Raw genomic sequence first — 12,480 nt, forward strand, 5'->3', positions numbered from 1 at the left:
CAGACGTGTGCTCTTCCGATCTATGGCCGTTTGATCTGTCGTCACAACGGCTTCCTGGCGTGGCGATATAACTTATTGGAGCGTTTTCATGGCAAGACAGAACTATCTCTTCACCTCCGAGTCCGTCTCGGAAGGGCATCCCGACAAGGTGTGTGATCGCATCTCGGACGCCATCCTTGATGCCTTTCTCGCCGAAGAAGCCAATGCGCGGGTGGCCTGTGAAACCTTCGCCACCACCAACTGTGTCGTGGTCGGCGGTGAGGTTGGTCTGTCGGATCCTCAGCGTCTCAAGACCTTCATGGGCGGGGTCGAGGATATCGTGCGCGATTGCGTGCGCGATATTGGTTATGAGCAGGATAAATTCCACTGGGAGAACCTGGCGTTCCAGAATCTCTTGCATCCGCAATCGGCACATATCGCGCAGGGCGTGGACCGCGACGGCGCCGGTGATCAGGGAATCATGTTCGGCTATGCCGTCGATGAAACGACCGAGCTGATGCCGGCCCCCATTCTCTATTCACACGCGATCCTCAAGCGTCTGGCGGAGGTGCGCAAATCCGGGGTCGAGCCGACATTGGGGCCGGATGCGAAATCGCAGCTGACCCTGCGCTATGAAGACGGCCGCCCGGTCGAGGTGACACAGCTTGTGCTTTCGACCCAGCACACCGACGAAACCCAGACCAGCGATGACATCCGCGCCATTGTCGAGCCCTATATTCAAGAGGTTCTGCCGGCGGGCTGGCTGACCGGGAAAACCGAATGGTGGGTGAATCCAACCGGCACCTTCGTGATCGGCGGACCGGATGGCGATGCGGGCCTGACCGGGCGCAAGATCATCGTGGACACCTACGGTGGCGCGGCCCCGCATGGCGGCGGCGCGTTCTCGGGCAAGGACCCGACCAAGGTGGACCGCTCGGCGGCCTATGCGGCGCGCTATCTGGCGAAAAACGTCGTGGCCTCCGGCCTTGCGAAACGCTGTACCCTTCAGCTTAGCTATGCGATCGGCGTGGCCAAACCGCTGTCGATCTATGTCGATACCCATGGCACCGGCGAGGTGCACGACATGCAGATCGAAAAAGCGGTCGAGGCCTGCATGGATCTGACCCCGCGTGGTATCCGCGAGCATCTCGATCTGTGCCGCCCAATCTATTCACGCACGGCGGCCTATGGCCATTTCGGCCGCGCGCCCGAGGCCGACGGCGGCTTTAGCTGGGAACGAACCGATCTGATCGAGGCCTTGAAAAAGGCTGTTTAATCAAGGGGTCGGCGCGCGTTCTTCGCGCGCCGGTTTAAGTGTATATGACGCGCGACAGACATCCTTCAGGGGCGCCATGGCGCAACTTCTACGGTCGCTTCAAGGGCAAGACACTGCGCCCGAGCCAAGAGGCCTATCTTGACGAAGATCTGGCGAAACTGTCGCCGGGGGCGGTCGGATGGGACGAGAACCCCGACCGTAACCTCATTGACCTGAAATCGCTTTTCGGTGACAGGGACGTCTGGCTTGAAATCGGTTTTGGTGGCGGCGAGCACATGGTGCATCAGGCCGTTCAAAACCCCGACGTCGGGATAATCGGCTGTGAGCCCTTCATCAACGGCGTCGCCATGCTGTTGGGAAAAATCCGCGAGGCCGGGGCGGAAAACATCGCCGTTTATCCCGGCGATGTGCGTCACATGTTTGATGTCCTGCCGGAAAATTCGATATCCCGCGCCTTTCTGCTTTATCCCGATCCATGGCCGAAAAAGCGCCATCACAGACGCCGGTTTGTCACCGAAGAGCATTTAACGCCGCTCTGCAAGGTCATGAAAAAGGGTGCCATTTTTCGCGTGGCAACTGATATTCCGGATTATGTCCGCCAGACCCTGGAAGAGGTGCCGCGCCATGGGTTTGAATGGCTCGCTGAACGCCCCGCCGATTGGCGCGATCCCTGGGATGACTGGATGTCCACGCGCTACGAGCAAAAAGCCCTGCGCGAGGGGCGCGTGCCGCATTACCTGACCTTCCGCAAGCGCTGAGCGGCGACGCGCCCGGCTCTTGCGTGTCGGCCTTGTCCTCTGGGCGGGGTTAGTCCGGTTCGCCGCCGAAATGTGCCCAGAACTCATCGCGCGGATTGCTGCGCGGGAACGGGATATCGGGAACCGGCACCTCCAGGAAGTCGCAGAGCGGCTGCCAGCCGTCTGCGACATGAAACACCAGAAGGCGGTCGGAGGGAACCTGATCGCGCACCGCCTGATTGTTCGCGCGATAGGCGGCAATCGCACAGTCGCGGTCGGTGTGATCCTCGAAGGTATCCTTCAGGAACCAGCCCGACATCGTGCGAAAGATATCATGGATATGTGGCGGCAGGTCCATGTCGGGGGCATTTGTGAAAAACTTGCTGATCGTGGTGCTGAAGCTGTTCCACCAGGCGTCTTCCGGGCGTTCGGTGTGGATCACCTTGGCCTCGGGAAAGGCGGTGATGGTCTGTGGCCAGACCGCTGCGCCGGGCCAGTCGACCTGGGCGTTGTAGCCGTCAAAAACCGCATTCCAATCCACCGGCCGGCCGGCGGATATCGCGGCCCAATGCGCCGGTTGGGCCGGGTTTTCCATGACCTCGACCATATGGTGACAGGGCCCGAAGCCAAGATGTTCGAGGGCCAGTTTGGTTGACATTGTTCCGGTGCGTCCGAAACCCGATCCGATAATTTTGAGTGCCATTGTGATACCGCGGCCCGCTTATGCACAAACTGGAGGACAATAGCGGATGCCGTCCCTTTCCGGAGACCTGAAAACCCATATCGTTACGCCTGTCACCCTGACAGGCTAGGGCGAGGGCGGATTTTTTCCAAGTAAAATTTCGCAAGGCCTGGCCGGGACGGGGGCTCAGGCGGCCAGTTTGGTGCCAAGTCGCCCGAGCATGTCCAGGCATTGCTGAAGCTGGTCGAGTGAGACATATTCATCGGGCTTATGCGCCTGATCAATGGATCCCGGTCCGCAGACCACCGCCGACATGCCGTATTGCTGAAAGATGCCGGCCTCGGTGCCAAACGGTACAAGGGCTGCGCCATCGGCCCCGGTCAGCTCCATCAGGATCGCCTTGGCCTCGTTCATTTCTGCGGGTTCCAGCCCGTCAACCTCGCCGATGACTTCGGTCACGATATTGGCGTCTGGGCAGATGCTTCGCATGGCGGGCAACAGCACCTCCTGGCAATACTGGCGCAGGTCATCCTTGACGAAATTCGCATCCGTAGCCTGTACCGGGCGCATTTCCCACTCGATGCTGGCGTTTGAGGCAATCACGTTATGGGCGACGCCGCCCTTCATGCTTCCGGTGTTGATCGTGGTCCAGGGCGGGTCAAAGCGGCTGTTGGCAGGGGCGCGGTCGCGAAGCGCATCCTTGAGCACCAGCAGGCGATTGATATAGCGCGCGGCATATTCCACGGCATTCACCCCCCGGTCCGGGGCAGAGCCATGCCCGGCAAGTCCGCTGAAATGGGTGGTATATTCATAGCACCCCTTGTGCCCCTCGATGATGCGCATGCTGGTCGGTTCGCCAATGATTGCCACGCCGGGGCGGATGCCCTTGGCCTTGAGGCTGTCGACAAGGGCCTGCGCCCCAAAGCATCCGACTTCCTCGTCATAGGTAAAGGCGAAATGCAGCGGACGGTCCTTGACGTGTCCGGCAAAGACCGGGGCCATGGCGGTGGCGGCGGCGATGAACCCCTTCATGTCACAGGTGCCGCGCCCATAAAGATGGCCGTCATGTTCAATAAGCTCGAACGGGTCGCTGGCCCAATCCTGTTCCGCGACCGGCACCACGTCGGAGTGCCCCGACAGGACGATGCCGCCATCGACCTCGGGGCCGATGGTTGCGAAAAGGTTGGCCTTGTGGCCGATCTCGTCATGAAAGATGTCGACCTGCGCGCCGTGGGATTCCAGCACATGAGCAAGGTAGGCGATCATGTCCAGATTGCTCACTTCTGACACGGTCGGAAAGGCAATCAGGTCACGCAAAAGCGCAACGGTATCGGAAAGTTGGGTGCTCACGTCGGAATCCTTGGCGGTTCGGAGATTATGAAAACTGTGTGACAGTGTTGGCCCAAAGCCCGCCCGTCAAGCCCCGTGACGGCATTTTTACGCACCGTTTCAAGGCAAGAGACGGGGCACGCGATGGGTTTTGTCACCGCTGGATGGCCTGCGGCTTTCCGAAATCCATCGCAACCCGCTTGGTTACCCGGAAATTATGCCGGTTTTGTCAGTTCCCGGTGAAAGACATCTCTTGAAAGGGCCTGAATCGCGCGCGCCATGAGACGCCTGACCCGGCGGAGCGCCTGCGGCGCGCTCTTTTCGGTTTGAGAATGAGGGGCGCTGCCCCTCAAACTCCCCGGGATATTTTCGGCAAGAAGAAGGAGTTCAGCTTTCCATCCAGAGGGTGACGGGGCCGTCGTTGACGAGGCGGACCTTCATGTCGGCGCCGAACCGGCCGGTTTGGGTGGCGATGCCCTGAGCGGCGATTTGGGCTGCGAAATACTCGTAGAGGCGGCGGCCCTCGACGGGCGGGGCGGCGCGTGAAAAGCCGGGACGGTTGCCGCGGCTTGTATCGGCGGCAAGGGTGAACTGGCTGATCACCAGGGCCGAGCCTGCTGTGTCCAGGATGGAGCGGTTCATCTTGCCCGCCTCATCGGTGAAGATGCGCAGTTTGGCGATCTTGCTGGCAAGCTGATCTGCCTCGACCTCGGTATCGCCCTGCATGGCGCAGATCAGGATCAGCAGGCCGGGGCCGCATTGGCCGATGACCTTTCCGTCAACGGCGACGCTGGCCTCGGAGACACGTTGCAGAAGGGCGCGCATGGGGAGCCTTTATCTTGGGTCGTAGATTTCTGAGAGATCGGCGCGGCTGGTGCGAAAGCTGTTGGCGGCGTGATCGGGGTCGGGCCAACCAAAGGAGATCGCGCAGAGGATCAGGCGGCTGTCGGGCAGGTCGAAATGCGCGCGGATCATCGGCGCATAGGCCGCAACCGAGGCCTGGGCGATACTGCCAAGGCCAAGTGCCGTCGCCGCCAGCGTGAAGGCGGTGATGAAACCGCCGGTATCCATCGCGCCGTAAGGGCCAAGCGCGGCCTCGGACTGGATGATGGCGACATGCGGGGCGCCGAAGAAGTGATAGTTTAGCAGGGATTGTTCGGCCCGTGCGGCGCGGTCATGGCGCGCGATTCCCACGGCTTCGTAGAGTTGCAGCCCGCATTCAAGGCGGCGCGTGCCATGGGCGCCGGGATAGCTTGTGGGCCAGGTCAGGTCGGGTGCGGGCGTGTCGTCTTGCACCGCCGCGAGCATCGCGTCGCGAAAGCGCGCGGTTTCGGGGCCGTGGGTGACGGTGACCTTCCAGGGCTGAGCGTTGCACCATGACGGAGCACGACCCGCAGCCATGACGATCTGTTGGATGGTCGCGTCCGGCACCGGATCGGGGCGAAAAGCGCGGCAGGAATAGCGCGCATCGAGCGTGTGGCGCAGGTGGTTGAATTCATCTGTCATTCGAGGCCTCTTGCGCGCCGTTCCATGTGTCCGACAGGCGGTAGCCAAGCGGCCAGGGATCATCGGGGTCAAGCATCAGGTTGTGGGTTCCGGTGATCCAGGCCTGACCGGAGATTTCGGGCAGGATCGCGGCGGTGCCGCCCAGATCCAGCGCGTCAGCAATGATACCGTCAAAGCGCGAGCCGATCAGCGAGGTCGCGCTATAGCGGTCGCCAAGGCCCATCTCGCCGCGTGCGTGCAAAAGCGCCATGCGTGCCGAGAGTGCGGTGCCGGTGGGCGAGCGGTCGATCTTGCCGGGGCGGATCGCCACGGCGTGGCGTGCCTCAAGGCCGGTCGAGGTGCGTTTGGGCGCGGTGGCGAAGAGGCAAAAAGAGAAATGGCGCCAGTCGGGATTTGTCGGGTGATGAAAGCCGAGTTGTTCGGTCGCGGCGGCGCTGATGCGGGTGCCAAGCTCTGCCAGGTGACGCGCAGCGCCCGGCACAAGGTCAAGCCCAAGCGCCGGTGCATCGACCACCACGAAGCTGTCGCCGCCAAAGGCCGTGTCGACGGTGATATTGCCCAGTCCCGGCAGGTCGAGCCTTGCGTCAAGGCGTGCGGCGAAGGAGGGCAGGTTTTGCAGGTGGATGCGTGTGACCTTGCCCTCTGAACATTCGGCGCGCACCGCCACAAGGCCGCCGGGCGCCTCGAGCGTCAGGCGGGTTTCAGGCTCTGACATCTCAAGGATGCCGGTTTCCAAAAGCACGGTCGCCACGCAGATCGTGTTCGAGCCCGACATCGGCGGGGTGTCGGCGGGTTCCATGATGACAAAGCCCATGTCGGCGCGTGCATCGGTTGGCGGCACCAGAAGGTTCACGTGGCGAAATACGCCGCCGCGTGGTTCATTCAGAACGAATTGGCGCAGTTTGTCGTCGCGGGCGATGAAGCGGGATTTTTCCCACATCGTCGCGCCGGGGGGCGGGGCCACGCCGCCGGTGATGACATCGCCCACTTCGCCGCCTGCATGGGCAGATACGATCTGGATGTTGCGGCTTGATCGCATGGCTCAGAACTCCCCTTGGTTGAGTGCTAGCACATAGCCCACAGCCGCCGCAATAACCGCCCCGAAAAGCACGGCAAGGGCGATCTTCCAGGCCGAGTAGGGGCGTTCGCCCTGGACCTGCCCGCTGCGGCCGTTGACGACGAACCGATAGGTCTTGCCGCGGTATTTATAGGCCGCAAGCCAGACCGGCAGCAGGACATGCTTGAAGGTCACATCGCCGATCCGGGTCTGGATGTCGTGAATCCTCTGGCGGTCGCCGCCGATGTCAAAGCGCACGTCGCGCGCGATCACCCGGTCCATATGCGCGCGCGCCTCGTCAAACCCGGTTTCAAGGTCGACGGTATACCCCTCGGCGCGAAACCCGGCGAGGTATTCGGGGCGGTAGGGTTCAAGCGCGGCCAGATCCCAAGGCTCAAGCGCATCGGTGAACCGCTTGGGCAAAGAGGTCGAGGCCAGGACAAGCACGTCGTCAAAGAACCGCGCCACCCGCCCCGACACCGGGCGCCAGCGGACCTTGGCAACCCGCACCTGATGGGTCTTGCCGTCGCGCCGCACGCTTTGGTTGACGTAATAAACCGTGCCATGTTCGCCGCGATAGGTCGATTTGGTGTCGGCGTCATAGGTCCAGTAGGGCACATAGATGCCCTCCATCGCGCGGCCCTTGCGGGCATAGTCGCGCAACCCGTTGGGGGCAAACCACAACCTCCCAAGCCAGTCGGTCATCGCCCTGCGCGCGGTGCCTTCGTCAAGCGCAAACGGCAGAAGGGCGCGCGGTTTGATGTGGCGGTGGGTGCCGGTGCCGGTGACCACGGGCGAGGCGCAGAACGGGCATTCCCTGGCATGGGTGGCCTCGTCAAGCTCGACCTGTGCGCCACAGCTTGTGCAGGTGGTGACGCGGGTTTCCTCGATCTCCTGCTCGGGCAGTCGGGCATTGACCGCCTCCTTGAAATCAAGTTCCCGGATGCCGCCCTGCCACGGGCCGCCGGTGTCTATGGCACAGGTATCGCCGCAGTGGTCACAGACCAGTTGCCCATGATCGGGATCGAACCGGTAATCGGCGCCACAGCTTTGACAGGGAAAGCGATGCTCCGAAGTCATTCCGGTGGTCACCCGTTCCAGTTTGCGATGATCGCGTCAGCTTCCAGCTCGATCAGCCATTCGGGGTTCACGAAACGGTCGATTGCCATGATCGTGTCGACCGGTCGGACATCCGCGAAATACTCCTTGCGGACATCAATGGCTGCTTTCCAGTTGTCGATGTCGGTCAGGATGACCCGTGTGCGCACCACGTCATGCAGGCCCGATCCGGCTTGCTCCAACGCGGCTTTGATGATCTCGATGCATTGGCGGGTCTGCATCGCGACGTCCCCGATCCCGACGGTCTTTCCGTCAGCGCCCACCGGCGCCGTGCCGCCGACCGAGATGAAAGGGCCGACGCGCACGGCGCGGCTGAACCCGACGATGCGTTCCATCGGGTTGTCGTTGGAAATCAGGTCTCGGTCAAAGGTCATGGCAGGTCTCCGGGTGCAGGCGCGGTGTGGGATGTGTCCTCAGTCATGGATCGCGCCGGCCGCATCCCGGCGCATCGGCTTCAGGCCGCTGGCGGGGGTGGGGGCAGAACCGTAAACAGCTGCGCCAGCTCGTCGACATCCTCGGCCAGCATCCAGCCATCCTGACCGGGGGTCCAGACATGGGTTTGCCGGGTCAGCTTGCCTTCGCGCGCCATCCGCCCCATCGAGGCCTTGGAAAACGGGCCGCTGGTCTCGCCGCCCTCGGCGATATGCCAGACATGCTCGACCGGCGGCGGCGGTGGCGGGGTTTGCGTGGCTGGCTGAGAGGCCGGACGAGGGCCCCACGGGCCTTGCTCGCTCATCTGCTGGGCCATCGCCATGCCCATCCCCATGCCAAGACCCGCGCCCATACCGCCGCCCCCGGCGGGATTATGCGCGGCGGCGGTCATCGCCTCGGCGGTGGAATACTTGGTAAAGCGGTTAAGGTCGCCCGCCACCCCCATCGAGGTGCGCTTGTCCAGCGCCTCTTCCACGGCGGGCGGAAGCGATATGTTCTCTATATAGAACTCGGGGATCGTCAGGCCGTAGTCGGCCACCACGGCGGAAATCTCGGTCGCCACCAGCTTGCCAAGCTCGCGCGTGTTGGCCGCCATATCAAGCACCGGGATGCCCGCGCCCGCGATGATGCGTGAAAACGCCTGCACGATAATGTTGCGGATCTGATAGCTGATCTCGTCCATGGTGAATTCACCATCGGTGCCGACGATCTCGGTCAGGAATTTCGCCGCGTCGCTGACCCGCACGGTATAGGTGCCAAAGGCGCGGATGCGGGTCGGCCCGAACTCCGGATCGCGCAGCATGATCGGGTTTTTGGTGCCCCATTTTAGATCGTTGAACCGGGTGGTGTTGACGTAATAGATTTCGGATTTGAACGGCGAGCGAAAGCCGTGATCCCAATGATTGAGCGAGGTCAGGATCGGCATGTTGTTGGTTTCGAGCATATAGAGACCGGGCGTGAACACATCGGCCAGCTGCCCCTCGTGCACAAACACCGCCGCCTGTCCCTCGCGCACGGTCAGCTTGGCGCCGTACTTGATCTCATGCCCCTCGCGCTCGAACCGCCAGACCATCGTGTCACGGGTATCATCGGTCCAGTGGATGACGTCGATGAACTGTCCTGAGAGGAAATCGAAAATGGACATCGGGAAACTCCTGTATCGCGAATTAAACCGGACCGCCGCTGCGTTGGTCAAGCAGGCGGCGGATAATGGGGCGGGCCTGGTCGGCGGTCATGCCCGGAACAAGGTCGGGGGAATAGAGCAGGCGCAACAGCTCTTCGTCATGGCTGGTCAAAAGCGCAAACTCGTCGTCGTCGTTAAAGATCGAGGGGCGCGCCTGCGGGCTGTCGTCGGCAAGGCCAAGGCCCTGCGCAAGCTCTTCATGCACGCAGGACTCGCGCATCAAAGGTGGATGCTCGGCGCGGATAAAGGCGATGGCGCGGCGATAGGTGAAATCCTCGCCCTCGCCGGAAAACGCCACCACGAGACAGTGGATGGTGCGCGGCATGTCGCGGAAAATCTCAATCGTCGAGGGGCCCGCATTGGGCACAAGCTGACGGATGCGCGCAAGGGCGGCGTCGCGGTCATCCTCGCCCATGATAAGCACGTGGAAATTCGGCCTGCTGCTGCCTGCGCTTATCGGGTGGCGGGTGATACGCGCGAGGCGCGCGGCATAACCGGCGACCATCGCCCTGTCGTCAACGCGCTGCTCTTCGGGAACCGAGGCGCCGAACTCTACGCTCATGCGCACCGGGCCATCCCATTTGCGCAGCCCCCCGGCACGCCCCGATGATGGCCGAAAGCCCGCGCCCTGCGCGTATTCGTCGTAAAATGCGATCCGCTCGAAATTACGCGCCAGATCGGTGTCGCTATAGGGCGTGTCCGGCCCGCCACCGTCGCGGCGCAACAAGCCGCGATTAAGCAGGTCCGCCTCGAGGCGCGCGTAATAGCGCGCGAGCGCCGCACTATTGGCCGAGGGCGTGGCCGCCCCCGAGGACGGCCCTACGCCCGCAGGCCGCTCGACCGGGCGCGCCGTCGGCGCCAGCGGTGCCATCTCGCAGCCCGCCAGCGCCATCAGTCCCAAAGCCCAAAGCCCCGACCATGCAATGCCGCGCATCCGCACCGTGCCTCTCAGCCCTTGGGCACGGAGGTGCCGGCGTTGTCGCCTACACCATCCCTGCGCGCCTTGGCAGAGGCCAGCGTGTCGCGCAATTCGGCCTCCATCTTCTTGAGGTCTTCCTCGGCGGCGGCGCGTTTGGCCTTGCCCGCGTCGGCGATTTGAAGACTTTCCTGAATGGTGCCGATCAGGTCGGCATTGGCCTGTTTGACCGCTTCGATGTCAAATACCCCGCGCTCCATTTCCTCGCGGATCATCTTGTTGCTCGAGCGCAGGTTCTTGGCATTCGCGGTCAGCAATTCATTGGTCAGGTCATTGGCGCCGCGCACCGCAGCGGCGGCCTCGGCCGAGCGCTGGATCGTCACCGCCTGGGCAAGCTGGGTTTCCCAGAGCGGGACGGTATTGACCAATGTCGAGTTGATCTTGGTGACCAGCGATTTGTCGTTTTCCTGCACCAGCCTGATTGACGGCAACGATTGCATCGTCACCTGACGGGTCAGCTTGAGGTCATGCACCCGGCGCTCAAGGTCATCGCGAGCGGCACGCAGATCGCGCAGTTCCTGCGCTTTCATCACCTGATCGGCCTCGGGGGCGGCTTTGACAGCAGCCTCGGCGGCGGGAATCTGCTTTGTGTCGAGCTCTTTCAGCTTGGCCTCGCCCGCAGCGATATAAAGCGCAAGCTCGTCATAAAAGGCCAGAGTCTTTTCATAAAGCATATCGAGCGATTTGATATCCTTGAGCAGGATATGCTCATGCCCCAGAAGATCGTCGGTGATCTTGTCGATCTGGCCCTGCACCTGTTCATACCGGGCGGTGAACTTGGCAAATGGGGCGGCGCGCCCCAACAGTTTTTCCCACCAGCTGCGCTCGCGGCGCACGTCGAGTTCGCTGATCGCAAAGCCGCGGATCGTGGTAACTATTCCGCGCAGGCTGTCGCCCGCCGGACCGATATCCTTGTTGCGCACGCCCTGAAGCATGGCCTGGCTGATTTCCTGCAATTCGGCCTGCGCGGCAGACCCGAACGAAACGATCGAGTTGGTATCGCCCATGTCGATCTCGTCCATGCGGCGGGTGATCTCGGCGCCGACCGGGGCATCGGCCTGTTCCAGCGGTACGATTGCACCGGCCTCGGTGGGTTCGGGCAAAATGGCGCGGCTCACGGCCTCGACATCGGCAAGGGCGGCCTCGGCTTTCTGGCGGATGGTATCTGACATGATTGGTCCCTTTTAAACTAGATCTTTGGTTTCAAGCTGAACGCCTTCGCGCGCAAGGCGATCGCGCAACACGCTGATCTCGATATCAAGATCGGTGGTGTTGTCGATCATCAGGGCACGGGTCTTGGCAGTGAAGTTTTCTTCAAGATCTCCGAGCAGGCTGAGATAGCTGTCGCGTGCGGCGGGGTTTGGCGCGCGCGCGTGCAGCTCGGCGAATTTCACCGAGGCATCGCGGGCCCCCATCAGATACACGCTCAGATACTTGCGCGCCGCCGTCAGGTCGCGCGGGTCATCCTCGACCGTGCGCAACATGTCGCGCACGCTGGCCTGAAACCGCTCAAGCCGGGCCTCGGCCTGGCGGTCGCCGACACGGGCAATCGCCGCGCTCATCGCGCCAAGATAGGTCTCGGCCTGATCGACAATGCGCGCCACTCGATCGCTCTGAAAGGTGTCGATGCCCTCGACACCCTTGTCTTTCAACGGATCAAGCCCAAAGGCCATGCTGTGGAGCACCGCACCGAGACCGGCATAGATCAGCGGCCCGACCAGGCCGCCGTCGCCGGCAAATCCCGCAAGGCCAAGCCCCAGCCCGGTGAAAAGCGAAGCCGCGATCTTGCGCGGAAATGCAGGGCGCCGCGCAATCTTGCGCGCCTCATAGGCCTCTTGCGCCAATATCCCGTGCCGCGTCAGCCAGGCGGCCAGCAAAAGCGCGCCAAGGGCTGTCAGGTTGAACGCAAGATCAATCGGCCCCGAGCCAAAGGCCCGCGCCGCAAGTGGTAATGGTGCAAAGAACAACAGGTTGACCCGCCCGCCCGCGCGCGTGCGCCGCGCGCCCCGGAAACTGCCCCGCGGGCCGGCGCCCTGAGCTGCCTGCGCGGGGTCTTCGCCCGAGGGGCTGTACTTGCCGCCAAAACGCCGGGACATCACACGCCCCCCGTGGCCGAGACGAACATAATCAGCGCAACCAGCAGGAAAAAAGCCAGCTTTTGCAGTCCCGTATCGCTCATGCTACCCTCGCGGCCCAGTCTACTT

Annotated in this window: 13 protein-coding genes and 1 riboswitch; of the genes, 2 read left to right on the top strand and 11 right to left on the bottom strand. The window is 62.6% G+C overall.

Going from position 1 to position 12,480, the window contains the following annotated elements; genetic code table 11:
* Positions 1-35 precede the first annotated feature (35 nt).
* A riboswitch (SAM-SAH riboswitch) is annotated at positions 36-83 on the top strand.
* A gap of 5 nt (positions 84-88) precedes the next feature.
* Both metK and trmB read left to right on the top strand, forming a co-directional pair.
* On the top strand, positions 89-1,255 hold the full coding sequence (gene metK / locus QZ522_RS01495; RefSeq protein ID WP_294606720.1) for a methionine adenosyltransferase: 1,167 nt from the start codon (positions 89-91) through the stop codon (positions 1,253-1,255).
* 44 nt (positions 1,256-1,299) lie between these two features.
* Positions 1,300-2,013 carry a tRNA (guanosine(46)-N7)-methyltransferase TrmB gene (trmB, locus tag QZ522_RS01500; RefSeq protein WP_294606722.1) on the top strand — a complete coding sequence of 238 codons (714 nt, stop codon included), beginning with the start codon at positions 1,300-1,302 and terminating at the stop codon, positions 2,011-2,013.
* A 49-nt stretch (positions 2,014-2,062) separates the two neighbouring features.
* On the opposite strand, the gene QZ522_RS01505 is transcribed toward trmB, so the two are convergent.
* From QZ522_RS01505 to QZ522_RS01555, 11 genes are all read right to left on the bottom strand, one after another.
* Positions 2,063-2,695 carry a sulfotransferase family protein gene (locus QZ522_RS01505; RefSeq protein ID WP_294606724.1) on the bottom strand — a complete coding sequence of 211 codons (633 nt, stop codon included), beginning with the start codon at positions 2,693-2,695 and terminating at the stop codon, positions 2,063-2,065.
* A gap of 165 nt (positions 2,696-2,860) precedes the next feature.
* Entirely contained in the window at positions 2,861-4,024 is a 1,164-nt protein-coding gene (gene argE, locus QZ522_RS01510; RefSeq protein ID WP_294606726.1) for an acetylornithine deacetylase, read from the bottom strand.
* 366 nt (positions 4,025-4,390) lie between these two features.
* Positions 4,391-4,828, bottom strand: a complete 438-nt coding sequence (dtd, locus tag QZ522_RS01515) for a D-aminoacyl-tRNA deacylase (RefSeq protein ID WP_294606728.1) — start codon at positions 4,826-4,828, stop codon at positions 4,391-4,393.
* Between the two features lie 9 nt (positions 4,829-4,837).
* The gene (locus tag QZ522_RS01520; protein ID WP_294606730.1) at positions 4,838-5,509 is read right to left on the bottom strand and encodes a nitroreductase; all 672 of its coding nucleotides are present in this window, start codon (positions 5,507-5,509) and stop codon (positions 4,838-4,840) included.
* Positions 5,499-6,548, bottom strand: a complete 1,050-nt coding sequence (locus QZ522_RS01525) for a proline racemase family protein (protein WP_294606732.1) — start codon at positions 6,546-6,548, stop codon at positions 5,499-5,501. The genes QZ522_RS01520 and QZ522_RS01525 overlap by 11 nt, the downstream gene beginning before the upstream one ends.
* Before the next feature lie 3 nt (positions 6,549-6,551).
* On the bottom strand, positions 6,552-7,646 hold the full coding sequence (locus QZ522_RS01530; protein ID WP_294606734.1) for a primosomal protein N' (replication factor Y) - superfamily II helicase: 1,095 nt from the start codon (positions 7,644-7,646) through the stop codon (positions 6,552-6,554).
* A gap of 8 nt (positions 7,647-7,654) precedes the next feature.
* Complete coding sequence (locus tag QZ522_RS01535; RefSeq protein ID WP_294606736.1) at positions 7,655-8,059, bottom strand: RidA family protein; 405 nt, start codon at positions 8,057-8,059, stop codon at positions 7,655-7,657.
* 80 nt (positions 8,060-8,139) lie between these two features.
* Complete coding sequence (locus QZ522_RS01540; RefSeq protein ID WP_294606737.1) at positions 8,140-9,261, bottom strand: SPFH domain-containing protein; 1,122 nt, start codon at positions 9,259-9,261, stop codon at positions 8,140-8,142.
* A 22-nt stretch (positions 9,262-9,283) separates the two neighbouring features.
* Positions 9,284-10,234 carry a DUF2927 domain-containing protein gene (locus tag QZ522_RS01545; RefSeq protein WP_294606739.1) on the bottom strand — a complete coding sequence of 317 codons (951 nt, stop codon included), beginning with the start codon at positions 10,232-10,234 and terminating at the stop codon, positions 9,284-9,286.
* Positions 10,235-10,248: 14 nt separating this feature from the next.
* Entirely contained in the window at positions 10,249-11,448 is a 1,200-nt protein-coding gene (locus QZ522_RS01550) for a toxic anion resistance protein (RefSeq protein ID WP_294606741.1), read from the bottom strand.
* A gap of 12 nt (positions 11,449-11,460) precedes the next feature.
* Entirely contained in the window at positions 11,461-12,372 is a 912-nt protein-coding gene (locus QZ522_RS01555; RefSeq protein ID WP_294606742.1) for a 5-bromo-4-chloroindolyl phosphate hydrolysis family protein, read from the bottom strand.
* Positions 12,373-12,480: the final 108 nt, after the last annotated feature.

This window comes from uncultured Roseovarius sp. (assembly GCF_913054395.1).
In the GTDB taxonomy this organism is placed as follows: Bacteria; Pseudomonadota; Alphaproteobacteria; order Rhodobacterales; family Rhodobacteraceae; genus Roseovarius.